Below are 26,596 nucleotides of genomic sequence, written 5' to 3'. Positions count from 1 at the left end.
TACCTTGTGCGGGTGGTCAGTTGATGGTCGACTCCATGGCCAGGACGTGCTCGACCAGGGAGATCAGGACCTCCTTGCCGGACTCCCGGTCACGCACGTCGCACAGCATCACCGGGGTGTCGGCGGTCAGGTCGAGGGCGCGCGCCACCGCTCCTTGGCTGTGCGTTCGGATGCCGTCGAAGCAGTTCACGGCGACGATGAAGGGAATGCCGCGGCTCTCGAAGTAGTCGATGGCGGGGAAGCAGTCCGCGAGGCGCCGGGTGTCGGCGAGGACGACCGCGCCCAGGCAGCCCGTGGCCAACTCGTCCCAGACGAACCAGAAGCGGTCCTGGCCCGGGGTGCCGAAGAGATAGAGGGCCAGGGTGTCGCGCAGGGTGATGCGGCCGAAGTCCATGGCGACCGTCGTCGTGGACTTCGTGGCCACACCATCCAGGCTGTCCACCGGACGTGAGGCCTCGGTGAGGGGTTCCTCGGTGCGCAGCGGGCGGATCTCGCTGACCGACTCCACCAGCGTGGTCTTCCCCACGCCGAAGCCGCCGGCGATCAGGAGCTTGAGAGCGGTGAAGTCGGCGGGCGCCGCGTGCGCGGCGCGGTCAGAGTGCACGGAGGCCATTGATCACTTCTCGCAGGAGGTGGGCGGAGGGAGGTTCTTTCCCGGCGGCGGTGGTCTCGGGCGGGGTGATACGGATCAGCCCCTGGGCGGTGAGATCGCCGAGCAGGACGCGTACGACGCCGAGCGGCAGGCCCGAGTCCGACGCCAAGTCCGCTACGGGGCAAGGCCCTTGGGCGCACTGCGCCAGCAGGCGGCGCTGCTCGGGCGGGATCGGGCCGCGCGGGGTGGCGGACGTGGCGCGGACGATCGCCATGAGGTCGAGGCGTTCCGCTCCGTTGTCCGTACGCGCGCGGCCCGCCGTCATTGCGTAGAGGCGGACCAGAGGGCCGGCCTCGTCGTCGTAGCGGTCGGCCCAGGGGTCGGACGCCTCGGGCGTCGGCCGGCGGCCGGGTGGCAGGTCGGTCACGGCGTCCCGCCGTCCGGCGTCGGGGCGCCGTCCGTCCGCACGGGTACGGCGAGGTGCTCCCGCACGCGCTCGACCAGCAGAGCCATCTCGTACGCCACGAGGCCGATATCGGCGTGCCCGTCGGTGAACACCGCGATGCAGGACCCGTCGCCCGCGGCGACCACGAAGAGGAATCCGCCGTGGAGCTCGACCATCGTCTGGACGACGCCGCCCGCGTCGAAGTGACGGCCCGCGCCCTTGGCGAGGGAGTGGAAACCGGAGGCGATGGCGGCGAACCGCTCTGAGTCGTCACGCCCCAGGCCGCGGGACGCTCCGACGCACAGGCCGTCGGTGGAAAGCATGACCACGGACCGGACCTCCGCGACACGGTCGACCAGGTCGTCGAGGAGCCAGTCGACACCGCCCGCGCCGCCCGTGCCGTGGTCGTCTGCGTGGTCACCCAGGTTCGTGACGTTGAAGGTCGGGGTCATCGGTTGCGGGGTCCTTCTTCGGTCGCGTGGTGGGGGTGGGGCACGGCATGCGGGGCGCCGGACGTGCTTGCGGGGCCGGACGGTGTGCCCGGCTCGCCCTGAGCCGCGGACGCGCGACGCCGGCCGGAGCGCAGGGACGCCATCGTGGCGCGCGCGGCCTCCGGGGACCGGACGGCCGGGGCCTGGTCCGGCCGTGAAGCACTGCTCGCGTTCTCGTCGTCGCGCAGTTCGGGGGCGAGGCTGGCCTGGCGCACCCGGCGCGGCAGACCGTCGTCGAAGTCATGACCCGCGGGGGCTTCCGTGGCGGGGGCGGGCGAGGGCGGCGCCGGCCGGGGGGCCGCGTGGCGGGCATGAGTGGGCTCTTGGCGGGGGGTGGTGCGGACGAGCGGCGGCTCGGGCTCACCCTCCGGTCGGGGCATCGGTTCCCGTTCGGGGCGCTGCGGTGCCGGCATGGGAACGGCGACCGGAGCAGGATCCGGTACGTGACCGGATTCCAGCGCCGGCGGCTCCGGCAGCGGCCGCAGGCCCGGGTGCGGCGCCTCAAGGAGCTGCTGCGGAACGAAGACGACGGCGGTGACGCCGCCGTAGACCGAGCGGCGCAGGGTGACGTCCACCTGCTGCCGCTCGGCGAGGCGGTTGACCACGAAGAGGCCGAGCCGGCGCGAGTCGAGGAGGTCGATGTCCGTGGCCCGGATCTTCTCGTTGGCCGCGGCGAGCGCCTCGTCGCCCATACCGAGGCCGCGGTCCTCGATCTCCAGGACGGCGCCGGCCCCGACCTCCTCGCCGCGCACCACCACGGGGGTGTGCGGCGGCGAGAACGCGGCGGCATTCTCTGTGAGTTCGGCGATCAGGTGGATCAGGTCTGCCACCGCCGTGCCGGCCAGACGCAGGTCGGGTATGTCGTCCAGCTGGACGCGGTCCATGTCGGCTGTCTCCGCGATGCCCGCCCGTACGGTGTCGATCAGCGGGACGGAGTTGCGCCAGGCACGGCCGGGTGCGGAGCCGGACAGGATGAGCAGGGACTCGGCGTGGCGGCGCATCCTGGTCGTCAAGTGGTCCAGACGGAACAGGTCTTCCAGGTCCGTGGGGTTCTCGGTGCGGCGTTCCATGGCATCGAGGAGTTCCAGCTGGCGGTGGAGCAGCACCTGGCTGCGGCGGGCGAGGCTGACGTAGACGCCGGAGACTCCGGTGAGGACGGCGGCGCGTCCCGCGACGGCCCGCAGCGCGGCTCGCTGCACGGTGGTCAGCGCGGCGCCGACCTGGCCGATCTCGTCCCGGATGGGGGTGCGGACGAGCGGGGCCTCGGCTTCGAGGTCGAGGTCGTCGCCACTGTGGATGCGGCGGATCGCGGCCGGCAGCCGGGTGGCGGCGAGTTCCAGAGCGGAGTTCCGCAGTCCCGTGAGGTCGTCGACGAGGCCGCGCCCGATGCGTACGGAGAGCAGCAGCGAGACGACCACACCGAGCAGGCCGAGGGCCACGGCGAGGCCCGAGCTGCCCAGGGTCGCAAGGGAGTACGGCTTCGTGTCGGCGCCCGTGTCGATGGCGGCCCGCTCCGCCGCGGCGAGTCCGGCCAGGGTGTGTCCCACGTCGGTGTGCCAGTCCCCTGCCGGTACGGCGGAGACGGCCCTTCCCTGACCGGCGTCGAGGACGGCGTCCTGAGCGGTGGCGAGTTCGGTGGCGCTGCGGGACGCGAGGACGGCGCGGTAGCGGGCGGCGCCCTCGGCCCGAAGGTCGGGCACCGCGGCCTTGGTGAGCCCGCGCTGCTGGGCGACGTCGCCGATGAACACGCGGTACTGGGCGGCCGACATTTTGCCGCGCGCCTGCGCGGCTCCGAGCACGGCGTCCTGGCGGCTCAACGCCTCGCGCGCACGGGCCAGTTCGAGGACGGTTCGGGTGTGGGAGGCGCGGTCGGGGCGGTCCGCGGCCGCGAGCCCCGCGCGCACGGCGAAGGCCCGGTCGACGGCCGTGCCGTAGCCCGAGAACACGGCGGCGGAGTCGTGGCGCGTCCCGCGCTGCGCGGGGAGGGACCCCGCGCTCTTGAGCAGAGCGCTGATCCGGTCGGGGAGCTGGGCGTCGAGGGCCGCGAGATCGGTGCTGCTGGAGCGGATGCCCGCGCGCAGGGCCGTGACGGCCCTGTCCGTGCGGGACCGGGCGGCGTCGAAGGCGCGGCGGGCGGACGGGCCGGGAGCGGCCCGATACTTCAGGGCGGCGGCACGCTCGTCCTGGACCGCGGTGGTGAAGTCCGCGACCGGCTTCACCAGGGCCGAGTTGATCTGCCGCAACTGCTCGGTGGACGAGACCTGCGACGCGGTGGTGACGGCGGCATGCCCCCACAGGGCCATCAGGGAGAGGACCGGCACCGTCAGCAGGGTGACGACCTTCGCTCGGATCGATTTGGGGCGCCACCGTTCGGGCAGCGGAAAGCGTGCGGGCATGACAGGGATCTCCTTGGCGGTGCAGGAGTGTTGAGGGCGCGCGCAGTGGCGTTCGGCCCGGGGAACGGCGGCGACGAAGGCGCGAGGCGGGACGTGCGCCGCGGTGATGCGGAGGGCTGCTCGGGGAGTCCGGGTCAGGCGACCGGAAGCTCGACCTCGTGCAGCGGTCGGGCCGCGGCCTCGCCCTCGGCGCGCTCCTGCGCCGTCGGGGACAGGGCCACGAAGGCGCAGGTGAGGAAGAGGAAGGAACCGAGGACCACGGCGAGCGGCAGGATGAACGCGGTGGCGCTCGCGCCCGGCAGAGGTGCGTTGCTCGCGTGCACGTCCACGGCGACCGCGGCCATGCCGGTGTAGTGCATGCTGCTCACCGCGAGTCCCATCACGAGGGCGGCGACAGCGGCGACGGCGGGGCCCCGCACGGAGAGCGCGGCCCACAGCGCCGCGGAGGCAGCGGCGATCGCGATGACGACGGAGGCCGTGACGACAGCCGGGTCGTACGAGATCGTGCCGTTGAGCTGTACGGCGGCCATGCCGATGTAGTGCATCGCGGCCACCCCGAGTCCGGTGCCGACGCCGCCGAACAGGATGGAGCGCACGCGGGACTTGCCGTATCCGGCGGTGAAGACTCCGGCGCCGACGACGGCGATGGCGACCACCAGGCTGAGAAGGGTGAGCGGGATGTCGTAACGGATCGCGGTGCCGTCGACGGTGTAGCCGAGCATCGCGATGAAGTGCATGGTCCAGATTCCGGCACCGATCGCGATCGACGCGCTGACCAGCCAGTTCCTCTTGGAGCGTCCCCCGGTTGTCACGGCACGCACGGTGCAGCGCAGCCCCAGTGCGGATCCGACGACTGCCATGGCATACGACAGGACCGGCGTCGCCCAGCCTCCGGCCATGTGATGCATGTGACCCACGGGTTTCCTCTCACTGTTCTGTGTCGGCCCCCCGGCGACCGGGACGCTAGCACGCAGTGGATCTCTGTCCATGGGCCGCGGAATTCGCCCGCAGGCGGGTTACCGGACGGTAAGGCCCTGGTTCAACGGCCTTTCGGGCATCGGCCCTTCACTCCTCGCTCACATCGGTGCGACTCTTGTCACGTCGCACACCGAAGCTCTTCAGACACCCTGGACGAGACACCCAGGTCCGGATGTCCAGGACATACCCGTTCAACTCAAGACGGGGCCGGTGGCGCTGGAGCCGGGACCGGCCGACTCGGCTGGTGCGGCGGCGACCGGAGGCGCGTGCCTGCTGAGCACGCCGCAGTTCGCCCCCCATCACAGGACAGGTGATGACGTGCGGCGGCGGCCTCACCCGGTGAAGGTGAAGCCGCCTCAGCGGATGGGTCCGTCAGGACGGGCAGCCGGAGTCGGCGATCACGAAGCTGCCGGGCGAGGTTTCCTCCAGGGTGTGGGTGACGTAGAGGTTGTACAGGCCCATGTTCTGGTTGGAGCCGTTGGCATAGACGTAGCCGAGGCTCTGGTGGGCGCGTCCGGCGGCGACCTGGTTGTAGTTGTTGTCGGTGTAGCACTGGTGGGTGGCACCGGTCGTGGTCGCCCGCGCCCCGGTGGAGGACGCGCCTACGGCCCCGGAGCCGTCCACGGCGGCCACGGTGTAGCTGTACGTCGTGCCAGGGGCGAGCCCCGTGTCGGTGAACGAGGTCGAGGAAGGCGAGCCGACCTGGGTGCCGCCGCGGTAGACGCGGTAGGAGGCCGCACCGTCGACGGCGCTCCAGGACAGGGACGCCGAGGTGTCGGTGGTGGCGGTGACGGTGAGCCCGGCCGGGGCGGGCAGGGAACCGCCGCCGTCGGTGGCGTCGAGTCCCCAGGAGTGTCCGATCCAGTACGAGGCACAGATGTTCATGTCCGGCAGGTACTGGCTGGCCGTGCCGCACTGGGTGGCCCCGGTGCCGGGATCGACGGCCTGGCCGTGGGACATGCCCGTGATGCTGTACGACTCGACGACGGCGCGGCCCGCGGTGTCCTGGTAGACCTTGTGCGGGTAGCCCTGCACGGTGTCGCTGACGTCGGCCGTGGCGTCGGTGCCGTGGACGTCGGTCCACTGCTCCACGAGCTCGGTCATGTTCATCGGCGCGACAGTGGTGTCCTGGGAGCCCTGCCAGACCGCCACCGTCGGGTAGGGGCCGCTGTAGCCGGGATCGGCCGCGCGTACTTTGTCGCCCCACTGCTGCGGGGTGAGGTTACTGCCGGGGTTCATGCAGCTCAGACCCTCGGTGACGGAGCGGGCGCAGTCGAAGGGAAGGCCGGCGGCCACCGCCGCGCCGGAGAAGACGTCCGGGTAGGAGGCCGCCATGACCGCGGTCATCGCCCCGCCCGCGGACAGGCCGGTGACGTAGACACGTGAGGGATCGGTCCCGTAGTCGGCCGCCATCTTGTCGACCATCTGCTTGATGGACAGGGCCTCGCCCTGGCCGCGCGAGAAGTCGGACGACTGGAACCAGTTGAAGCACGAGTTGGCGTTGTTGGCGCTCTTCTGCTGGGGCAGCACCAGCGCGAAGCCCCAGGCATCGGCCCACTTGGTCCAGCCGGTCTCGCCGTCGAACGCCGAGGCCGACTGGGTGCAGCCGTGCATGGCGACCACCAGCGGGCGCCCGGACGGCAGCCCGTCGGGAACGTAGCGGAACATCTGCAGACTGCCGGGGTTGGAGCCGAAGCTCGTCACCTCCTGCAGGGACGCGGCTTGCGCCGGCGCCGGGGACAGCAGCCCGAGGATCAGGGCCACCACGGACAGCACCAGCGCGACCGCGGACCCGGAGCGCGACCGCCGTCCGCGGTCGGCAGGCCGCGGCACGCGTCGGAAACGGCGCCGCGAGGAGTGGGGGGAAGCAGGATGCATCGTGCCACCAGGTGATCGCGAGGGATGGAGAGACGGACAACTCCCGGCCCTGGCCGCCCGGCACCGGACAGCGTTACGTGTCCCAGGAGTTACAGGGAAGCTACGTCCGGCCGATCGGCGACAGTAATGGTGAGGCGCCCCACCTCGAAGGGGTGTGGGCTGTGGTCCGTCACCGTTGCGCCACTCGGTGAGGACACGAGGCCGGATGATGTGCCTGCTCGCCGTCGCATGGGTGTCCCCGGGCGTGTGAGCCCCAGCCCAGGCTCCAACCGCACGACCGTTCCTGGTCGTTGCCAGGGTGTCGGCTGACGGCCGGGGCTGCCGGGGCAGCGATCCGGATCGCGTCCGACGAGACCTTCCGCATGCCGTCCAGCCCTCAAGGCCGGTCCTCGGGCAGAGGGAGGCATCCGCGGCGAGGTCGCCTGAGTGGGCGTCACGGCTCCCCCGGGTCGCCGTAGCGGACGAGGGTGGTGGGCACGACGACGCGACGGGCGGTGCCGGGGGCACGCGCCTCACCGAGCCGGTCCACGAGCAACCGTCCTGCCTCTCGGCCGAGTTCGTCGCTGTCGTACGCCGCGATGATCAGTGGCAGTCCGAGCACGTCAGCCAGTTCGAAGTCGTCGAAGCCCGCGAGTGCGGTGCTGGTGCCGGCGCCGCGGATCGCGCGGAAGGCACCGATGGTGTTGCGGTTGTTGGAGCAGAACAGTGCCGTCGGCGGCTCCGGCAGAGCCAGCAGTTCGGCCGCGGCACGCGAAGCTTCAGAGGTCTCCTGCTGCCCTAGCCGTACGTAGCCCGGTTCACGTTCGACGCCCGCGTCGACGAGTGCGTCGGTGAAGCCGCGCAACCGCTCGCCGCCCGTATAGACAGGCGGCGGGGAACCGAGAAAGCCGATCCTGCGGTGTCCCGCGTCGAGCAGCTGTCGGGTTGCCGTGCGGGAGCCGCCGTAGTCGTCGACCAGGACGCAGTCGGCGGTGAAACCGTTCGGCGGTCGGCTGGCCACCACGATGGGTACGCCCTTGCCGGCCGCGGCGGCCAGGTGGCGCTGGTCGTCGTCGGCGGGGACGACGATGATGCCGTCGACACGCCGGGCGATCAGGTCCGCCACGAGACCGCGCTCGCTGTCGAGGTCGTGTCCTGTGTTGCCGATGACGGTCTTCAGGCCGTGCCCGGCGACGACGGCGTCGACGCCGAGAGCGAGGCGGGAGTAGAAGGGGTTGGCGAGGTTGGTGACCACGAGCCCGACGAGCCCCGTGCTGCTGCCCAGGCGCAGGCTGCGGGCCATCTCGTTGCGGTGGTAGCCGAGTTCGGCGACGACGGCGCGCACCCGTGCGGCGGTGTCGGGCAGCACCTTGGGGTCGTCGCGCAGGACACGCGAGACCGTCATGGCGCTCACGTGCGCCCGCTGCGCGACGTCGCGCAGCGTCGGTTGCGGGTCCTTCGCCCCGCGGGTGCCGGGCATGGTCGCGGTCTCCCCCGTCGTCGGTCGCGTACGGCAACGGCGTGGGCCGCGCCGATCAGCGCGGCGTCCCCGGCGAGGCCTGCGGGTTGCACCAGACGAGTATGCCCGCCTGGGACGTTCAAGGACGGGGATCAACGGACGAGGGCCTTCACCACCCGGACCGGTCCCCCGTCCGCCGCTCGCACGGAGTACCGGCCCACGGCGGCCGGAACGGTGAGCGTCTCCGCGTACGCCAGCTCGTGCCGGTCGCCTGCCGCGGTGTGCACGCTCACGCCGTCACCCTCGACGACGTTCAGGATGTGGAACCGTCCCGCGGTGTCGTCATGGGCTTCGGCCCCGGCGTCGAGCACATACCTCCTGACCTCGTAGAACATCTCCTCCAGTGCGCCGATGACCTCTTCCCGCCAGCCCGTGCCGGTGCGCAGGGTGCGCGCCTGCTGCACCAGGTCGCGGGCGACAGCGTCGCCGCGCCGTCCGGTCTCCAGGTTGGCGAAGCCGTGCTCGTAGGGCAGCGGGCGCGGGTTGCCGTCGGCGTCGGGTCGCAACCAGTCGTAGAACCGCAGGCTGTAAAGGTAGGGCGTCGCGCTGATCTCCAGGACGAGGTTGCCGGCCCCGCTGGCGTGCGGGGTGCCTGCGGGAATCATGAACAGTCGGCCTTGTTCGGCGGGGAACGTCAGGATGTGGTCCTCCACGTCGAGGGGTGTGCCGCCCGTCGCGGCTTTCCGTACCTGGTCGCGGAACGCCTCGACGTCGGCGTCCTCGCGCAGGCCGAGGAACACTTCGGTGTCGGGGCTGCCGAGCGTCATGTAGTAGGTCTCGTGCTGGGTGTAGGGCCAGCCGAACCGTTCGCGCATGTACGGCTCTTTGGGGTGGCAGTGCACCGAGAGGTTGCCCCCGCCGACGGTGTCGAGGTAGTCGAACCGGAGGGGGAACGACGTGCCGAAGCGGGCATGGACCTCCTGGCCGAGGACGCGGTCCGGCTCCAGGACGCACATGAGCTGGAACGGCACCTCGGCCTGGGCCTCGGGCCCGGTGCCGACGAGGATGCCCGCCTCGGGCGCGATCAGCTCGTAGCCGAGGGCGGTGTTGCGCGCGTCGGGGTTGAAGCCGAGCGTGCGCTGGGCCCAATGCCCGCCCCATGGAGTGGAGTTGAAGTAGGGGCGGGTTCGCACCGGCTTGCGCGCGAGAGCGGCGTACGTGGCCCGGAGTCCGGGCCCGTCGAGCGACACCGGGTGTTCGGGGTTCTGCATGTCGAGCCAGCCGTCGAGCCGGTGGGCCAGCGCGTCCCGGTGCCGGTCGAGCATCGGCCAGTCGCTGTAGAACAGCCGCCGCAGGTCGGGCTTCTCGCCCGGAAGGCCGAGGTTCACTCCGCCGGCGCCCGCGACCGCGGACGCCTCCGCGTACCGCTTGGGCACGTCGGCGTACCAGAGCAGGTGGTGGTCGACGAGCGCGGCGCCGGGCCCGTGGACGATGAGCAGACCCTCGTTCGGCGGGATCGGCGTGGGGAGGGTGTCGAAGAGGTCACCGAGAGGGTTGTCGGCGAGCTTGCGGAAGTAGGGGTCTTCCTCGTCCTCCGGCCGCTCGGTGCGCTTGCGGATCTCGGCGGGTGGCGCGTAGTGGGCGCGCACGTCGAGCAGGGCAACCGGGATACCTCGGGCGGCGAGTTCACGGCGCAGTTGCTCGCCGAGCGCGTCCCAGTCGACGGACGGTGATCCCTCCACGGCCAAAACCGCCGGGCCCATGGGGAGTTGAGCGGCCACCGCCTGCCAGCCGGTGCTCAGAACGGCCTGCGGAGCGGGGGCGTATCGCGGGTCGAGCCGGTACACAGAGCCTCCTTCGGGCGTGGGTGTCAGCGGCGGAAGAGCACCGCGGCCGTACCGAGGGCGGGCAGGTCGACGGTGACCTCGCCGTCCCGGACTGTCAGTTCGTCCGCGGCCCGGCCGTGGTAGTCGGCGCTTCGCGCCTCCGAGACAGGGAAGAGTGCGCGCACCGGGCACGCGACCGGTTCCTCGGCGAAGGACTGCAGGCGCAGCAGCACGGCTCCGTCCGCGTCGGGGGTGGTGGCTCCGACGAGACGTACACGCGGGTCTCCCACCGTCACGAAACCCAGCCCGTCCGCCGCCTGGTCGGACACCGGTCCGCGGGCCCGAACCGCGTGCAGCGGACGTGAGATACCGGCCGCGGTGCGCGGGCCGAGGCCGGCGGCATCGGCGCTGCGCGTGCTGGAGAGGCTGTAGCGGAAGGTGAACTCGAAGGCCTGCTCGCTGGGGAAGTTGGTGTCCCAGAGGTTGTTGTGGATCCAGGAGTAGACCGTCGCCGGCTCGTCGTGGCCCATGGTCTTGGGGAACGGCGCGTACGGCAGGGCGATGTTGCCGAACTGGACCAGGGGTGCGTCCTGCGTGGCCCAGGCGACGGCGAGATCGTCCTCCTGCAGAGTGATCCAGCGGCGCACGGCCCGCATGTGCAGCGCGGAGCCGGGAATGACCGGCAGTCCGGTGCCGGTCGCACCGCCGGAGGCTTCCATGCGCACCGTGGGCGTCTCGAAGGCGAAGGGAAAGGCGAAGTAGGCGCTTTCCTTGCCGAGGGTTGCGTCCTTGTCGACCTGGTTCTCGATGTCGAGGCGGCCCACGCCGTGCGGCAGGGTGAGGGTGGTGCGCACCCGGTTGGCGCCCGGCGGACGCGTCTCGTACGTGAGTGTCTCGGCGGTGGCCGTGGAGTGGCGGGCGATGAGGGCGGCCGGCGGGGCGACGGAACGGTTGCCCAGGTGTTCGAGGCGGTCGGAAGCGGTGGTCCGGCTGGAGTTGTGGTTGAAGCCGCCCGCGGTGGTGTAACTGTCGTGGATATAGGCGTTGAAGCCGGTGATCGAGTCCGCGCGTACCAGCTCGCGCCCGCTCGCCTTGTCCACGACGGAGGCGATACACGCACCGGCCAGGTCGACCCGGACAGCGAGGTGTTCGTTCTGGAGGAGCAGCGGATCGGGGTGCGCGTGGGCCGCGGCGGCACTGTGGGCCGGGTTCTCGCGCTCGGTGCCACCGGTGGGGTTCCATCCGGTGGCGGCCTTGACCGAAGCGTCCTCCTCCCCCGCGCTCGCACCCTCGTCGTCGACCGTGAGCACGTCGAGGCGGACGGAACCGGCGGGCGGCACGTCGTCGACGCGGACCAGCAGGAAGCGGCCGGCGTCGCGGTGGGTGTCGTTGATCTGCGGGCGCTCCTCGTGCCGCAGGCGCTCGCCGGTACGGGCGTCGTGCACGGCCACGGACCGTTCCAGCGGGACGCTGGACTCCGGGAGGAAGATCTGGGCGACGTCGGTGCGCGGCCAGGAGCAGGTGTTGACCACATGGTAGGAGGCCGGGGCGTCGGCGGGACGGGCGAGGCGCTGGCCCAGGCGGGCCCCCGCCCGGTTCAGGAGCGACTGCCCGTCGTCGTGGGCACGCAGGGCCTGCCCGTACTTCCAGTGCCACTGCTGCTCCCCGGAGTGGCCGTGGTCGTGGCCGTGCGTCCATGGGTCTCCGGCGCCCCAGGTGTGCTCGTCGAACAGTGACACGGCCTCATACACGCCGGTCGCGTCGCGGGTGTCGTCGGCTGCTCCTGAGGCGTCGAGGACGCCCGCGAAGGTGCCGAGGGTCTGCGCGTCGGCGACGACGGCCTGTGCGGTACGGGCCAGGGACAAGGGGTGGGCTCCGGAGCCCACTCCGTCCACCCACCAGTCGGTCCAGTCGCCTTCGAAGGTGCGGATCCGGTCGCCGAGCCGGGACTCGGCGTCGGTGAAGAAGTCCTCGTTGCGCGAGAGCCGCAGCTGCGGGTAGGCCCAGGTCTCGTTCCAGCGGCGCACCGTGTCGGCGATGATCCGTCGGGGCGGGGCGTTGTCGCCGAACTTGCCCTGCACGCGCAGGTGCAGTACGTCCCACGGGTAGGGCTCGCGCTTGATCTCCTCCTGGTCCATGGCCCAGCCGAAGACCCCGCCGCGGTAGGGGTACGGGTTGGTGGCGAGTGAGGTCAGGTAGGCCGGGAGCAAGTCGTCGACGCTGGAGTAGTCGGTGTCGAAGCCGAGGAGCGGGCCCTCCATGTAGGCCAGGCCGTGCGGGGTGTCCGTGACCCAGACGAGCAGGCTGTTGCCACTCGGCGCACGCCAGCGGAAGAGGCGGGGCAGCTTCTCCCCGCCCACCAGGTGCGGTACCGACCGTCCGGCCCAATTGTGCGCTACGGAGAGGTATTTGACGCCTGCCGAGCTCAGCGCGTCGACGAGGCCCACGACGGAGCCGGGCACATCGGTCTGCATGGCTGAGGTGAAGGGGATGCCGTACCGCTCGCGCACGTCGTGGGCCAGGCGCAGCAGTTCGTGCAGCTCGTCGGTGGAACAGGTCTCGGTGTGGAGGTTGAACGGCATCGCGGTGAGTTCGATCCGGCCCTCGCGCACCCGCTCGACGAACTCCTCCACCTGTTCCGCCGGACGTGCGTCGGCCCACTGCTTGAAGGACCACAGGGACTCGACGCACCAGCGGAACCGGGACTCGGGTGCCCAGTCGTCGGTGGCCTGGGTGAGCTCCAGGCACGAGTCGAGGAACGAGAGGTGTTCGGCGAGCACCCGGCCCTGCGGGTCGGTGTAGCCGATGTCCAGGTGCGAATGGTGCACCAGGTGGATGGTCCACTGGCGCTGCGGGGTGAGCGTCACGTCGATCCCGTCGCCACCCGCCCCTTCCGGCAGGGTCAGCGTGACCCGCTGCGCCGTGTCGACGGCGGGCAACAGCAGCCGGACGGACCCGCCCGGCCCGGGAATGCGCTCGGCGGACAGCAGCGCCCCGGAGGCGGTGCGCACGGCGAGGTCGGCCGGTATCGAGGAGCCGTTCACCGCCTCCACCCGGAGGGACTGCAGCAGGCCACCCCCTTCCGCCCGGCGCATCAGCGGCTCGGTGGTCAGCCGCAGCGCGCTTCCGCCCAGGCTGCCTTCCGCGCTGACGACGGAGCCGCGCAGGCTCTCGCGAATCCGGTCGTTGTCCCAGTCGGTGGTACGGACGAGGGCCCGTGTGGTCATGCGGACATCTCCAAGTCGGGTGAGAGCAGGTCGGGTTGGGGAGCTCGGGCTCAGCGTGCGCTCGCGGTGACGCCGCGCAGGAACAGGCCCCGGAACGTCAGGAAGACGACGAGCGTGGGCAGCGAGACGATCAATGCGCCGGCCAGGATGACGGGCGGGCCCGAGGAGGCGTAGGCGTTGTTGAGCGAGGTGAGGGCCGCCATCACCGGTTGGATGTCGGGGCTGCGGCTCAGCGTGATGCCGAACAGCAGGTCGTTCCAGACGGCGGTGAACTGGAAGATGAACGCCGCCCCCAGGCTGGAACCCATCAACGGCACATGGATGCGCCAGAAGATGCGCCGGAACGAGGCGCCGTCGATCATGGCCGCCTCGGTGATCTCCGGCGGCATCGTGGTCATCTGGTTGCGGATGAGGAAGAAAGCGAACGGGACGGCCCACGCCGCGTACACGAGCATCAGGCCGAGCCGGGTGTCGTAGAGATTGCCGTCGGCGTACATGCCGAACAGCGGCGCCAGGAACATCTGCAGCGGGAAGAGGGTCCCGGAGTAGATGAGCCAGAACCAGAACGCGGGCTTGGGGATGGGCAGCACGACCACGGCGAAGGCGGCCATGGCGGCGACGATCACGGCGGCGGCGCCGCACACCACGGCGTACGCCATTGAGTTGAGGAAGCTGTCGCCGATGCCCGCCTGGCTCCAGGCGGTCGAGAGGTTGTCCCACAGCGCGAAGCCCCGGGGGGCCCAGTCGGGTTGGCCGGCGTACTCGGTGACCGGCGTCAGCGCGTTGACTACCAGCAAGTACATGGGGATCAGCCAGAGCACCACACAGCCGGCGACGAAAAGATTGCGGAAGGTCCTTCCCACGGGATGTCACTCCTTGTCGAGCGGCTCGGATCAGCGCGGGGACGTCTCGGGCATCTGCCGGCGCAGGTACATCCATGAGGACGCGACGACGATGACGGACAGGACGAGGGCGACGGCGGAGCCGTACCCGACGTGGAAGAGCCGGAAGGACTCGCGGTACATGGTCAGGGCCAGGGTCTCGGAGGAGCGGGCGGGGCCGCCCTGGGTGAGCACCCAGATCATGTCGAAGGCCTTGAGGCTGTTGACGATGGCCATACCGATCACCACCACGCTCACGGACCGCAGTTGAGGCAGCGTGATGTGGCGGAACATCCGCCATCCGGTGGCGCCGTCCAGCTCGGCCGCCTCGACGGTCTCCCGCGGGATGGCACTCAGGCCGATGGCGAACAGGACGACGTTCAGCCCGGTGGCCTGCCAGGTGCTGGCCACGATCATCGAGAGGGTGTTCTGCGGCCATTCGAGAAGCCAGGGCCGGACCAACGAGTCCAGGCCGAGGCCCTGCAGCACCTGGTTGAGCGAGCCCTCGGAGGTGAGGATGAACTTCCACAACACGGCGGTCGCGGCACCCGAGATCGCGCACGGCAGCACGACGACCAGCTGCGCGATCCGCCCGAAGCGCATCCGGTGCGTCGCCACGGCGATGGCGAGACCGGCCACGACGGGCAGCAGGAGCGTGCCCGCCACCCACATCACGGTGTTCAGCAGCGAACGGCCGAAGATCGGATCCTCGGCGAGCCGTACGTAGTTGTCGAGGCCCGTGTAGTGGCTCGTGAAGCCGTTGTCCTCGAAGAGGCTGCCGTAGACGCTGCGGAAGAACGGGTACACGAGCAGCACACCGACGAGGAGCAGTGCGGGCAGCGCCCAGGGAAGACCGCTGAGGGGTCCTCCCAGCCGGCCGCCGCCACGGGCCCGCCCCTTCGCCTGATGCGGTGTACGGGTGGGGATCCGGCGTCGCACCGGAGGTGCCTTCGTCAGTCCGGCCGCGGGGGGCACGCTCGCAGTGTCCGTCATGAGCCTTCCGCCTCCTTCCACACCGTCCAGGCCTCGTCGGCCCGGCCCTGCATGGTCCGCAGCACCTTCCGGTACGAGGACGGATCGATCAGGAATCCGGCCAGGTCGTCGACCGTGGACTCGACCAGCTCGGGCGGCCCGAGCTCCCAGAAGCGATTGAGCAGACGGGCCTTGCTCTCCCGCACCGTCGTGGCCACGCCGTCGATGATCGTGTTGGCGGGCGGCACCGTCGGGTTGGGGCAGCCGTCCTGCAGCGTGTGCGAGAAAGCCTTCATCACCCGCGGGTGCGGCCAGGCTCCGGCGGCGCGGTAGGCCTCGTCGCGGTCGGGCCCCTTGACCGTGCAGACCAGGGCACTGGTCTCGAAGACGGTGGCGGGGCGGACCCGGGTGTTCTGCATCGGCAGGACGAACGCGTCGACGTTCTTGCCCGGCTTGCCGCCGACGCCCGCGAAGGTGCCGCCCAGCCAGCTCCCGCAGGGCACCATGCCGACCTTGCCGTGCACCACGCCCGCGGCGGCCGCGGCGTGGTCCATGTCCATCGACGTGAACCAGTCCTTGTCGAAGAAGGACGCGATGGTGCGAAGGGCCCGTTCGGCGCGCGGATCGGTGTAGCGGGCCCGCCCGTTGAGGAGGTCCTCGTAGAACTGCGGGTCCTGGCGGGTGAGGATCTCCTGGAACCAGATGAACGCCGGCCACCGCCCTGCAGTGGTGCCGTGCAGCGGCGTGATGCCGGCACGCTTGAGCCGGCCGGCGACGTGCAGGAAGTCGTCCCACGTCTCCGGCTTCGTCAGGCCGTTGGCACGGAAGACCTCGGGGTTGTAGAAGAAGACGTAGTAAGCCAGGTTCATCGGAAGGCCGTAGACGCGGCCGCGGTAACTGACCGCGGAGCGCAGCGCCGGGTCGACCCAGCCCTTGCGGGCCGCGCTCTCCCAGTGGACCGACAGGTCGACGACGCCGCCGGTGCGGGCCAGATCCTGCAGGCGATAGCCGGACCAGTACTTGAGCATGTCCGGTGTCTTGCTCGTGCGCAGCGAGGACTTGACGACCTGTTCGAAGGACTCGAGGGACGGGATGACCTCAGGAACGAGTTCGAGGCCGTCGACCGAGCGCATCGCCTCGCCCGCCGCCTTGAGGGGTGCGGCCCATGACGGGTTGTCCCCGTGCAGGGCCACCTTGCCGGGCGGCTGTCCGGCGGCAGTGCCGCACGCGGTGACCAGTGGCGCCGCAACGGCGGCGGAGGTGCCGGCCACGGCGGCGCGCAGGAGCGTGCGGCGGCTGGGGAAGGTACGTCCGGTGGGCGTCCGAGCGGGTGCGATGGGCGGGTGACGGCCTGTCATGGGGCGGCTCCCTCAGGCTGTTGACCAAGATCGTGGTATCGTTAACACTCGTTTCGGGGAGCTTGACCCCGGGGCCGGGTCGATGTCAATGGCCGCGTCGCATCGGATCTTTGGGGGCCGCTCTCCGGCATGCGTCGGGCGTCCGACGGACGCGGCCGGCACCTTCACCGAGCCTGGCTCCGCCCCGTCCGCCACACCCGGCCGAAGCACCGACACCGACACCTCCGCCAGTACCAACTGCGGGCGATAATCGACCGATGAGCGCCTTCGAACGCCCCATGCCGCCCCTGAACGCCGACGAGCGCATCACGCTCGAGAGCTGGCTCGACTTTCACCGCACCACACTGGCGATGAAGTGTGAGGGCGTGGACGATGAGCAGGCTGCTCTCGCGCCCGTGCCACCGTCCGGCTTCACTCTGACCGGCCTCGTCCAGCACATGGCCGAGGTGGAGCGGAACTGGTTCCGCCGAGTGTTCGCCGGGGAACAGGCCCCGCCCATCTACGATTCGCAGGCCGACCCGTCCGCCCCCGACGGTGGCTTCGCGCTGGCTGAGGGCGCAACCCTGGGGGACGCCCTCGCCACCTGGCACACGGAGATGGCCCGAGCTCGCGAACTCTGCGCCGACCGCGCTCTGACCGACACCGGCTGCTTCATGGAGCAGGCCGTCAGCCTCCGCTGGATCTATGTCCACATGATCGAGGAGTACGCCCGTCACAACGGCCACGCCGACCTGCTTCGGGAACGCATCGACGGCACCACCGGCGTGTAGCTCCGGATCAGGCAGCTCCGATCGCCCTACCTAGGTGAGCGCCCGCGCCGGCTGACGGCAAGAAGGTCCACGACGACGTGGCGGTCGACGGCCCGACCGGCGCGGGCGACCCTGAGTCCGCGGCGGCCGGGGCGATCCGGCTCCAGGACCACGGGGACAAGGTGCGGTTCCGGGATGTGTGGGTGGAGCCACTGTCCTGACCCGGTTGTTTCCGCAGGGCACCCTGCGGACTGCCCCGTCACCGGGCCGTCGGCGGGGTGCCGCCCACCGGCACACCCGACGAACTCAACCGATCAGAGCGTTCACACCGTGGCCGCCCGCGCCCTCACCACGTCCGCCGGATCCCAGCCCGCGCGCGGCACCGAGGCGAGCAGGAGCCGCGTGTACGGGTCCTGCGGGGCGGCCAGGACATCTGCTGTCGGACCCTGTTCGACCACGGTGCCTCGACGCATGACCACGACCTCGTCCGTGATGTGCTGGACGACCGCCAGGTCGTGGCTGACGAAGACGAGAGCGACCCTGGTGTCACGGCGGATCTCTTCGAGCAGGTGCAGGATCTGTGCCTGGATCGACACGTCGAGCGCGGCCACCGCCTCGTCGAGGACCAGCACCTTGGGGTCGACCGCCAGGGCTCGCGCGATGGCGAGCCGCTGGCGCTGGCCGCCGGACATGCCGTGCGGCCTGGCTCCCGACTCGCGTGCGCCGAGGCCTACTTGTTCCAGGAGTGCGTCGGCGAGGGACTCGTCCCGGCCGTGCAGGCGCAGGGCCGTGGTCAGGCACTGGCGGGACGTGAGCCGGGGGTCCAGGGACACGTACGGGTCCTGGAAGACCATCTGGATCTCGCGGGCCCGCGCGAGGCGTACCCGGCTGCCGCGCGGGGTGCGTGGTGTGCGGGTCCGCCCCGCTACGGAGACGGTGCCGGCGTCGGGCCGTACGAGGCCCACGAGCATGCGCGCGACGGTCGTCTTGCCGGATCCGGACTCGCCGACGATACCGAGCGAGCCGCCCGCCGGGACGGTGAAGGTGACGCTGTCGGCAGCGGTGAGACGTCCTCCGCCGGGCAGACCGTACGTCTTGTGCAGTCCCTCCACCGCCAACAGCGGGGCGTCCTGCGGTACTTCGGCGGTCATCGGGCGCTCCTCTTCAGTGGGGCCGGGCCCGGGCCGGCGAGTTCGGGCAGTCGGCGGCAGGTCGCGCTGCCCTCGCCGGACAAGGGCGACGGCTCGGGCGACCAGGTCGAGCACGCCGGTTCCGCGTCGGCACAGCGGTCCGCGAACTCGCAGCCGCCGAACGTGTCCGCGAGGGACGGCGGGCGCCCGGGGATCGGGCGCAGGTCGCGCCGCCCCTCCCCCAGCGTCGGCGAGCAGGCGAGCAGTCCCTTCGTGTAGGGGTGGCGTGGCCGGTCGAAGAGCTGGGTGGCCGGCTGTTGCTCGACAACCCGGCCCGCGTACATGACGTACACGCGGTCGCAGTACGCGGCGGCGAGGTGGAGGTCGTGCGTGATGAACAGGAGTCCGAGGCTCCGGTCGGCACGCAGGGTGCGCAGGAGCGAGAGGATTTCCGCCTGGGTGGTGACGTCCAGGGCGCTGGTCGCCTCGTCGGCGAGCAGCAGCCTGGGGTCGGCGGCGAGGGCGCCGGCGATGACGACGCGCTGGAGCATGCCTCCGGACAGTTCGTGCGGGCGCTGGCGGGCCCGGCGTTCGGGCTCGGAGAGGCCGACGGTGTCGAGGAGTTCGACGGCCCGGGTGCGGGCCGTCTTCTTGTCGAGGCCGGTTCCCGTCAGCCGTTCGACGAGGAAGTCGCCGACGCGGCGCACCGGGTTGAGGGCGGAGCGTGGGTCCTGGTGAACCATGGCGACCGTACGGGAGCGGTGGCGGCGCAGGTCGTCGCCGGTCAGGGCGAGGACGTCCGTGCCGTCGACGCGTACGGATCCGGAGATGGCTGTTCCGTCGGGCAGCGTGCGCAGGGCCGCCTTGGCGGTGGTGGATTTGCCCGAGCCGGACTCGCCCACCAGGCCGACCACTTCGCCGCTCGCCACCTGGAGGGAGACGCCGTTGAGGACGGGCCGGGCGGTGCCGGGCAGTTGGAGGGTGAGGTTGTCGATGTCGAGGAGCATGGCTACTTCCTGCTGCCGAGTCGGTCGGCGGCCCAGACCCCGACGACGTTGAAGGACACCACGACGAGGGCGATGGCGAAGCCCGGCACCAGTGCGGGCAGGAGCGCGCCCTGGACGACGGCGGCCTGTCCTTCCTGGACCATCAGTCCCCAGTCGGAGCTGGGCGGCTGGGCGCCGAAGCCCAGGTAGGACAGCGTGGCCAGGGACATCAGGGCTTCGCCGAAGAGGACCACGAGATAGCCGACGACGGACCGGCCGAGATTGGGGACGAGGAAGCGGGCGCAGATGCGTGCGCCGCCCATGCCCAGGACCCGGTAGGCGTCGATGTACGGCTTGCGGCGCTCGGCGAGCGCCACAGAACGGGTGTATTTGGCGACTGTCGGGGTGTACGCGAGTCCGAGCGCCAGCACCGACGTCGTCATGCCGGAGCCGAAGACAGCGATGATCAGGACGGTGAACAGGAGCCCGGGGAACGCGTACATGACGTCGGTGAGGCGGGAGACGAGGGTGTCCACCCAGCCGCCGCGCCAGGCGGCGAGCGTGCCGAGGGTGACGCCGAGAATTGCGGCGATGGCCAGCAGCAGGATCGGGGCGATGAGGCTGGTGCGGGCTCCGTACAGGACTCGGGAGAGCAGGTCCTGCCCGGAGGAGTCGGTCCCGAGGAGGTGGTCGCCGCTCGTGCCGACGAGGGACGCCGAGAGGTCGATGGTGTCGGGTGCGTACGGGGCGAGCAGGGGTGCGAGGACCGCGGCGAGTACGACGAGGACCATCACGCCGCCCGCGACGACGACGCCGAAGGGGCGCCGTTCCTTTGCGGTTTTCAGGCCGATGGGTGCGAGGGTCTGGGCGCTCATGCGGCGGCCTCCTTCACCCGCGGGTCGAGCAGCGGGTGGACCAGGTCGACGAGGGTGGTGACCACGATGTAGCCGGTGACCATGAGGAGGAGTACGGCTTGCGCGACCGGGAAGTCGTGGGTGTTGATCGCGCCGACGAGCAGTGATCCGACGCCACTGATCCCGAACGCTGTCTCGACGACGACGGTGCCCGCGAGCATGCCCGCCATGACGAGGCCGCACATGGTGACGATCGGGCCGAGCGCGTTGCGCAGGATGTGCCGGAGCACGATCTCGCGTTCGGGGATGCCGGAGGCGCGGGCGGCCTCCACGTGGTCGGCGGCACCCGCATCGACCATCGACTGCCGGGTGACGCGGCTGATCAGGGCGAGCGCGCCCAGCGCGAGCGAGAGGGCGGGCAGGGTCAGATGGTGCAGGCCGCCGACGAAGCCCTCGCCGCTGCCGGACACCGGGAACCAGCCCAGCTGCACGCCGAACAGGGCGACCAGGGCGATGGCCGAGACGAACGAGGGCACCGACGCGGCGAGTGTCGTGCCGCCGACGACGGCCGAGTCGATCCAGGTGCCGCGGCGCACGGCGGCGAGGATTCCCGCGCCGACGCCGAGGACGACGAAGAGCACGGTCGCGTAGGCGACGAGGGCGAGTGTCGTCGGGAAGCGGGCGGCGACCAGGTCGGCGACCTGGTCGCCGTACTTGAAGGAGCGGCCGAGGTCGAAGTGGAGACAGTCGCCGAGCCAGCGTCCGTACTGCACGACGAGCGGCTCGTCCAGGTGGTACTGCGCGCGCACCAGGTCGAGCTTTTCGGGGGTGAGTTTGTCGCGGCCGCCGGCCAGGAAGACGGCGGGGTCGCCGGGTGCCGCGTACACGGCGGCGAAGATGACGAAGGAGGCGGCGACAAGGGTGGCGAGCAGTCCGGCGAGGCGCCGGGAGATCCGGGCAGGCATCGGCGGTCAGCCCTTCTTCGCGCCGAGTTCGGCGGCCCACGGGTAGTAGAGGTAGGCCATGGAGGCGGGCGGTCCGGTGAGCTTCGTGTTGAGGACGAGGACGGAGGGGACCTGGGCGACCGAGATCCACACGGCGGCGTCGGTGAACTTCTTCTGGACGTCGACCGCGAGCTCGGCCCGCTCGGCGTCGTCGAGGGTGGCGAGCGCCTTCTTCACCTCGGTGTCGTACGCCGCGTCCTTGAAGCCGACCCAGTTGTTCGAGGAGTCGGACAGGGCGTTGTCGTAGAAGCCCATCGGGTCGGCCTTGGAGATGTACCAGTCGCCGGCCAGGACGTCGATGTCGGCGCGGGCCTGCGGGTCACTGTAGAACTGCTCGAACTGCGAGGTCGGGACCGTCTTGATCTGCCCCTTGAGGCCGATCCGCTGGAGGGCCGCGCGCACCGCGTTGGCGATGACGGTGCGGCCCTGGCTGGCGTCCGTACCGATCACGATCGGGGTGGCGGCATCGGCCCCGGACTCCTTCACCAGCTGCTTGGCCGTGGCGAGATCGTCGGCCGAGGGGCTGGCGGGAGCGTAGTCGACTGCCTTCTGGGCGGTTTCGAAGACGGGCTTCTCGTAGCCCCAGGCGCCGGAGCCGACCGGGGTGCCCCAGGGCTGGACCATGCCGCCGTAGCCGGACGCGGCGATGCCCTTGCGGTCGAGCGCGAGGGACAGCGCCCGGCGGACCTTGGCGTCCTTCAGTCCGCCGCGCTCGGTGGGGATGAGGACGAGCGACGCGGTGGAGGGGCCGTAGTGCTGCTCGATGCCCTTCTTGCCCTGGAGGGCAGCGGCGGTGTTGGGCGATTCGGCGTACGCGCCGTCGGCCGCGCCGGTCGTCAGGGCGTTGACGAGGGCACTGTCGGCGGCCCAGCGAAAGGTGACCTGCTTCGTCAGCGGCTTCCTGCCCCAGTAGGAGTCGTAGCGGCGGATGGTGATGGAGTCGCCGGACTTCCAACTGCTCAGCTCGTACGGACCGGTGCAGGCGTCGGGCTGTCCAGGGGTGCCGAACTCCTTGCCGGCCCTCTCGACCTGCTCCTTGTTCCACACGATGCCCGCGTCGCCCGCGAGTGCCTTGAAGAACATGGCGTCCGGCGCCTTGAAGGTGATCGTGACCTGCCGGGCGCCGGTCTTCTTCATCGCGGCGATGTTGCCGAACTCGTCGCCCTGTTCCATGTCGGGGTCGGCGTGCCGCTTCAGGCTCCACAGCACGTCGTCGGCGGTCATCGGGGTGCCGTCGTGGAAGGTGACACCGGAGCGCAGGGTCAGGACGAGGGTCTTGTCGTCCGGCGTCTTTGCCTTCTCGGCGAGGAGGGGTTTCGTCGACATGTCCGGCTGCAGTTGGTAGAGGCGTTCGCAGACGTTGGTGAGGACGACGCGGCCCGCGCTGGTGCCCTGGGTGTCCAGGTCGAGCGAGTCAGGCTCGTCCTCCAGGAGCCAGTCGGCGTTGGCCAGTTCACCCTTGGCGGCGGTGGTCGTGGGGGTGAGGGTGAGCTTGGCGGCATCGGCGGTCGCGGAGCCGCCCGCGGTGTTCCGGGTGGCTCCGCTACAACCCGAGGCCGCGGCGATCGTCGCGACGACGAGGCCTGCGGCCACGGCCGCCCTTCTTCTGGAACTGGTGTGGGTCATCGCTGATTTCCTGTCAGTTCTGGCCGTACGGGCCGTCGTAGAGGTTCCAGGGGAGGTGCTGGTACTCGCGGTCGCAGGGGGTTCCGGCGGTCACGTGGTAGTCGCCGGTGGTCAGGTCGGCCAGGGAGGAGACGAGTGTCGTCCAGTGCTTGACGGCCGGCTGCCGGGGGTCCGGGTGGGTGCACAGTGACTCGGGGAGACCGAGGTGATCGGACATGGCGTGGCGGATGATCTTGCGGGATTCGTCGGGCCCTGTGGAGCCGCGCAGCGCCCTGAGCCCCTGCTCGGCGCGTGGCACGCGGACCAGGGAGTCGGACGACACGGGCCGGTAGCCGGCGGCGGCCAACTGGGCGGGGACGCCTGCCTGGTAGTGGTTGCCGTGCACCAGCAGGCCGTCGGTCGGATAAATCCAGCCGTGTCCCGCCGGGGTGGTCTCCAGGTCGATGGCGAAGCCCTCGCGGCAGGTCAGCAGGGCGTTGCTGGCGATGTGGGCGCGGGTGCGGCAGAGCACGTCGAGGGCGTCGGTGATGTTGCTCTGGTCGAGGACGCTGCGGCGCACGACGGTCTGGGGCAGCCCGATCGCGTCGTCGAAGCGGCCGCCGAGGCCGTTGGCGTTGAAGGCGATCCCGGCGGAGTTGGCGCCCTGGCGGCCGATCTGGCCGGCCTCGACCTGCATGACCAGAGTGGGCTTGGGGGGCTGGACGATCCGGATCATGACGACGGTGTCCGCGACCCCGGCGCGCCAGTCCCAGTTCTGCCCGGCGTAGACGTGCCCGTCGCCGCTGGCCTCGCCGTAGGCGGCGAAGGAGGTGCAGCCCTCGGCGGGCTCCTCCTCGGGTGTCCTGCCGTCGGCCTCCATCTGCGCGAAGGACTTGTCGTAGATGACCTCGCCCCGCGCGTTCAGGGCGAGGACGTCGAGCAGGTCGACTCCCGCGCCGTCCGCGATGCCCCGCATCTCGTCGACGAGGTGGGGCGCGTAGTCGCGTACGGGTTCCAGCCAGCGGGCGGCGCGGGCCGTGACGCGGTCCCAGGTCAGTCCGGCGGACTGGCCGAAGGCCTCCTCGTAGTAGCCGAGGGCGGCGTGCAGTTGGGGCCGCACGGCCTCGCCGTACTGCCGGCCCCGGTCGAGCGGGCTGCCGGAGATCTCGATGACCGGAAGGACCCGGGTGGGGGCGGTTTCCGTGGGACGGGGTGTCATTGTTCTCCTCGCGACGGAGCGCCCCCGAACGACGGCGAAGGACCGGAGGATCCTGTAACGTCGATTTCAGAAAGAGCTCCACTTGGAACGTTCTGCCCAGGACAGTAACGCCAATCACACGGAAGTCAATGGTCGTAATGGAAATTACAGAAGACGGGACCGGTGCGACACGGCTCCGGGCGGCGATTCGCGACCAATGGGAGGAACTGTCCACCTCCGAGCGTGCCGTGGCGCAGTACCTGGCCAGCGCGCCCGTCGAGCAGCTGCTCTTCGCCAGCGCGCAGGAGCTGGGTACGGCGAGCTCCACCAGTAACGCCACCGTCGTCCGGGCGCTCCAGCGCCTCGGCTACGCGGGGCTGCCCGCCCTCAAGCGCGAACTGGCCAACGACTTCACCTCCGCCGTCGCCCCCGAGGTCCGCCTCAAGCAGCGCATCGCGCACGTGGGCCGGGACTTCGCCTCCATCTGGACCGACGTCTTCGACGAGGCCCGCGAGCGCGTCGACCAGACCCGGCGACTCACCGAACCGGTCGCCCTCAAGCGCGCGGTGACCGCACTCGCCGAAGCGCATGAAGTGTTCTGCTACGGAATCGCGGCCTCGGAACCGGGCGCCCGCCACCTGGCCCTCGCGCTCGGCCGCATCGGCCGCCGGGCCCGGTTCGTCTCCGAGACCGGCTTCGCCCTCGCCGACCAGCTCCTCGCCCTCGGGCAGGGCGACGCGGTGGTCATCTTCCAGCCCGGCCGCCAACTCGTCGAACTCACCGTGATGATGGAGCGGGCCCGCTCGGTCGGCGCCAAGGTCGTCCTGGTGACGGACGAACTGGGCGAGGCTTACGAGGACCAGGTCGAGGCGGTCCTGACGGCGCCGCACACCCCGACCGGCATCACGGCGGAGTCACTGACCGGCCTCCTCGTCGCCGACGCGCTCCTGCTCGCACTCGCCACCCTCGACGAGTCCCGCGCGGTGGACTCCTCCCACCAGCTCACGGCACTACGGGAACAACTGCTGCGACCGAAACGGCGGGGCTGACGGGGTACGTGCCCTGCGGCCGGCGCACAGCTGTGGCGTATTCATCTGCCCATCGCCCGGCCTGCCGTGATCACGCTGGTCCTGCTGAGCTCCATGTGGACCTGGAACGACTACTTCCTGTCTTTGATCACGGTGTCGGATCCGGGGCTCCAGCCGATGACGCTCGGGCTCGGCGCCTTCTCCACGCGCTACGGCACGCAAGCCAATCCGCTCTCGGCGGGAGCCGTACTGATCTCGCTGCCGATCGTCGTGCTCTGTCTGTTCTCCCAGCGCCACTTCGTCCGGGGCATGCTCTCCGGAGCCCTCCGTGAACGAGAGCGAAAGGCAGCTGCCCCGGCCGGACCACTGTGACGGTCCGGCCGGGGCAGCTGCTTCTTACGGGTCAGGACAAGCGCGGGTCGTGCTTGCCCCGGCCGTCGCGCACCGCCTGCTCGGCGCCGTCGTACGCGAAGTCGGGGAAGGTGCTCCGGATCTCCACGACGCGTCCCTCCTCCGCCGACCGCTTGGCGGCCAGCATCACTTCGAGTGCGTGGTAGGCGTGCTCGGGCCGGGTGAGCGTGCGGGTGCCGTTCTCCACGGAGTCGACGAGATGACGCAGGCCGTCGGTCCAGGGCCAGTTGGGGTCGGACTCGCCGACGATCTCCCAGGAGCCGCGCGCATTGGTCCACTGCTCGAAGCCCTCGGGCGCCCAGTCGTCGCCCAGCATCTGCATCGTCCCGGCGCTGCCGTACAGCTCCACGGCCGGCGACCGGTACTTCTGCAGCGTGAAGCCGGTGGCGATGGACGCGAACCGGGCGTCCCCGAAGTCCAGAACGATGTGCGCGTTGTCGTCGGAGCGTACGGTGACCTGCTCGCCCTCCGCTTCGCGCTTGGGAACGGCGACGCCGACCATCGCGGTCACCCGCCGCACCGAGCCGAGGAATCCGCACAGACTGGTGAGGTTGTAGACCCCGAGGTCGAAGAGCGAGCCGCCGCCCTGTTCGTAGAACCAGCGCCCCCACCAGGGCCCCGACCAGCCGTAACGGGCCCTGGCCAGATGGAGCTCTCCGATCTCCCCGTCGCGCACGCGCCGGTGCATCTCGCGATACGTCGGGGACAACGCGACGTGCGGGGCGCAGACCAGCTGCCCGCGGGCACCGGCGGCCGCATCGAGGAGTTCGGCGGCCTCCTCCAGGGAGGTCGCCATCGGCTTCTCGACCAAGACGTGCTTCCCGGCCTCCAGCGCTGCACGCGCCAGCGATCCGTGCTCGTTCATGCTGGTCAGGACGAGGACGATGTCGAGGTCGGCTCGGTCGATCAGTTCCTGGCCGTCCGTGAACGACGTGTCGGCCCCGAACCGCTCGGCGGTCGTCGCCCGCTTGGCGGGGTCCGGGTCGTACCCCGCCACCAGCTCGATACGTCCTTCGTGCTGGAGCTTGGTGATCAGGGATGAGTACGGGCCCTGGAACACGCTGCCGAGGCCCAGGACTCCGACCTTGAGTGCTGCCATCGCAACCGGTCTCCTTCTGTCGATCGGATCGGGTAAAGGTCGTGCGGTGG

The 26,596-nt window shown here is 70.8% G+C and carries 22 protein-coding genes and 1 pseudogene; 4 read left to right on the top strand and 19 right to left on the bottom strand.

Features of this window, described 5'->3' with window-relative positions; translation table 11 throughout:
* Nucleotides 1-16 precede the first annotated feature (16 nt).
* The 12 genes from OG758_RS43840 to OG758_RS43785 all read right to left on the bottom strand — a co-directional run bounded on the left by OG758_RS43840 (nt 17) and on the right by OG758_RS43785 (nt 16,482).
* Nucleotides 17-613: a GTP-binding protein gene (locus OG758_RS43840; RefSeq protein ID WP_326715001.1), complete on the bottom strand. Its 597-nt coding sequence runs from the start codon at nt 611-613 to the stop codon at nt 17-19.
* The gene (locus tag OG758_RS43835; protein WP_326715000.1) at nt 594-1,019 is read right to left on the bottom strand and encodes a DUF742 domain-containing protein; all 426 of its coding nucleotides are present in this window, start codon (nt 1,017-1,019) and stop codon (nt 594-596) included. Before OG758_RS43835 ends, OG758_RS43840 begins: the two co-directional genes overlap by 20 nt.
* The gene (locus OG758_RS43830) at nt 1,016-1,489 is read right to left on the bottom strand and encodes a roadblock/LC7 domain-containing protein (RefSeq protein ID WP_326714999.1); all 474 of its coding nucleotides are present in this window, start codon (nt 1,487-1,489) and stop codon (nt 1,016-1,018) included. The genes OG758_RS43835 and OG758_RS43830 overlap by 4 nt, the downstream gene beginning before the upstream one ends.
* Nucleotides 1,486-3,924 (bottom strand): sensor histidine kinase, encoded by a 2,439-nt coding sequence (locus OG758_RS43825; RefSeq protein ID WP_326714998.1) that lies wholly within the window; start codon nt 3,922-3,924, stop codon nt 1,486-1,488. The genes OG758_RS43830 and OG758_RS43825 overlap by 4 nt, the downstream gene beginning before the upstream one ends.
* Before the next feature lie 134 nt (nt 3,925-4,058).
* The gene (locus tag OG758_RS43820; protein WP_326714997.1) at nt 4,059-4,841 is read right to left on the bottom strand and encodes an MHYT domain-containing protein; all 783 of its coding nucleotides are present in this window, start codon (nt 4,839-4,841) and stop codon (nt 4,059-4,061) included.
* A 433-nt stretch (nt 4,842-5,274) separates the two neighbouring features.
* Entirely contained in the window at nt 5,275-6,681 is a 1,407-nt protein-coding gene (locus OG758_RS43815) for an extracellular catalytic domain type 1 short-chain-length polyhydroxyalkanoate depolymerase (protein WP_326716233.1), read from the bottom strand.
* Between the two features lie 532 nt (nt 6,682-7,213).
* Nucleotides 7,214-8,239: a LacI family DNA-binding transcriptional regulator gene (locus OG758_RS43810; protein WP_326714996.1), complete on the bottom strand. Its 1,026-nt coding sequence runs from the start codon at nt 8,237-8,239 to the stop codon at nt 7,214-7,216.
* Between the two features lie 131 nt (nt 8,240-8,370).
* On the bottom strand, nt 8,371-10,065 hold the full coding sequence (locus OG758_RS43805) for a class I mannose-6-phosphate isomerase (protein WP_326714995.1): 1,695 nt from the start codon (nt 10,063-10,065) through the stop codon (nt 8,371-8,373).
* Between the two features lie 23 nt (nt 10,066-10,088).
* Nucleotides 10,089-13,271, bottom strand: coding sequence for an alpha-mannosidase (locus OG758_RS43800; RefSeq protein ID WP_326714994.1), 3,183 nt, complete (start codon nt 13,269-13,271; stop codon nt 10,089-10,091).
* Nucleotides 13,272-13,321: 50 nt separating this feature from the next.
* Nucleotides 13,322-14,134 carry a carbohydrate ABC transporter permease gene (locus OG758_RS43795; protein WP_326714993.1) on the bottom strand — a complete coding sequence of 271 codons (813 nt, stop codon included), beginning with the start codon at nt 14,132-14,134 and terminating at the stop codon, nt 13,322-13,324.
* Between the two features lie 30 nt (nt 14,135-14,164).
* A complete protein-coding gene (locus tag OG758_RS43790) occupies nt 14,165-15,145 on the bottom strand; it encodes a carbohydrate ABC transporter permease (RefSeq protein ID WP_326714992.1) in 981 nt (326 codons plus the stop codon).
* Nucleotides 15,142-16,482 (bottom strand): ABC transporter substrate-binding protein, encoded by a 1,341-nt coding sequence (locus OG758_RS43785; protein WP_326714991.1) that lies wholly within the window; start codon nt 16,480-16,482, stop codon nt 15,142-15,144. Before OG758_RS43785 ends, OG758_RS43790 begins: the two co-directional genes overlap by 4 nt.
* Nucleotides 16,483-16,739: 257 nt before the next feature.
* Here OG758_RS43785 and OG758_RS43780 point away from each other — a divergent pair, with 257 nt between their 5' ends.
* Both OG758_RS43780 and OG758_RS43775 read left to right on the top strand, forming a co-directional pair.
* Nucleotides 16,740-17,252, top strand: coding sequence for a DinB family protein (locus OG758_RS43780; RefSeq protein ID WP_326714990.1), 513 nt, complete (start codon nt 16,740-16,742; stop codon nt 17,250-17,252).
* A 53-nt stretch (nt 17,253-17,305) separates the two neighbouring features.
* Nucleotides 17,306-17,452 (top strand): annotated as a pseudogene (locus OG758_RS43775) (family 16 glycoside hydrolase); the annotation flags it as partial.
* Nucleotides 17,453-17,554: 102 nt separating this feature from the next.
* Here the strand turns inward: OG758_RS43775 and OG758_RS43770 are convergent.
* The 6 genes from OG758_RS43770 to OG758_RS43745 are packed head-to-tail and all read right to left on the bottom strand — an operon-like array spanning nt 17,555 to nt 24,029.
* Nucleotides 17,555-18,382 (bottom strand): ABC transporter ATP-binding protein, encoded by an 828-nt coding sequence (locus tag OG758_RS43770; RefSeq protein WP_326714989.1) that lies wholly within the window; start codon nt 18,380-18,382, stop codon nt 17,555-17,557.
* The gene (locus OG758_RS43765) at nt 18,379-19,368 is read right to left on the bottom strand and encodes an ABC transporter ATP-binding protein (protein WP_326714988.1); all 990 of its coding nucleotides are present in this window, start codon (nt 19,366-19,368) and stop codon (nt 18,379-18,381) included. The genes OG758_RS43770 and OG758_RS43765 overlap by 4 nt, the downstream gene beginning before the upstream one ends.
* Nucleotides 19,369-19,370: 2 nt before the next feature.
* Nucleotides 19,371-20,222 (bottom strand): ABC transporter permease, encoded by an 852-nt coding sequence (locus OG758_RS43760; RefSeq protein WP_326714987.1) that lies wholly within the window; start codon nt 20,220-20,222, stop codon nt 19,371-19,373.
* Nucleotides 20,219-21,166, bottom strand: coding sequence for an ABC transporter permease (locus OG758_RS43755; protein WP_326714986.1), 948 nt, complete (start codon nt 21,164-21,166; stop codon nt 20,219-20,221). The genes OG758_RS43760 and OG758_RS43755 overlap by 4 nt, the downstream gene beginning before the upstream one ends.
* A gap of 6 nt (nt 21,167-21,172) precedes the next feature.
* Nucleotides 21,173-22,831 (bottom strand): ABC transporter substrate-binding protein, encoded by a 1,659-nt coding sequence (locus OG758_RS43750; protein ID WP_326714985.1) that lies wholly within the window; start codon nt 22,829-22,831, stop codon nt 21,173-21,175.
* 13 nt (nt 22,832-22,844) lie between these two features.
* Nucleotides 22,845-24,029, bottom strand: a complete 1,185-nt coding sequence (locus OG758_RS43745) for a C45 family peptidase (protein WP_326714984.1) — start codon at nt 24,027-24,029, stop codon at nt 22,845-22,847.
* A 137-nt stretch (nt 24,030-24,166) separates the two neighbouring features.
* On the opposite strand from OG758_RS43745, the gene OG758_RS43740 reads away from it, so the two are divergent.
* Nucleotides 24,167-25,057 carry a MurR/RpiR family transcriptional regulator gene (locus tag OG758_RS43740; protein ID WP_326714983.1) on the top strand — a complete coding sequence of 297 codons (891 nt, stop codon included), beginning with the start codon at nt 24,167-24,169 and terminating at the stop codon, nt 25,055-25,057.
* A 30-nt stretch (nt 25,058-25,087) separates the two neighbouring features.
* Nucleotides 25,088-25,408 carry an ABC transporter permease subunit gene (locus OG758_RS43735; RefSeq protein ID WP_326716232.1) on the top strand — a complete coding sequence of 107 codons (321 nt, stop codon included), beginning with the start codon at nt 25,088-25,090 and terminating at the stop codon, nt 25,406-25,408.
* Nucleotides 25,409-25,439: 31 nt separating this feature from the next.
* Here the strand turns inward: OG758_RS43735 and OG758_RS43730 are convergent, their stop codons facing one another.
* Entirely contained in the window at nt 25,440-26,546 is a 1,107-nt protein-coding gene (locus OG758_RS43730; RefSeq protein WP_326714982.1) for a Gfo/Idh/MocA family protein, read from the bottom strand.
* Between the last annotated feature and the right edge of the window lie 50 nt (nt 26,547-26,596).

Origin of the sequence: Streptomyces sp. NBC_01474 (assembly GCF_035918215.1) — a bacterium.
Lineage (GTDB): Bacteria > Actinomycetota > Actinomycetes > Streptomycetales > Streptomycetaceae > Streptomyces > Streptomyces aureus.
Note: the sequence above shows the minus strand (reverse complement) of the source record. Positions and strands in the feature narration are given on the sequence as shown.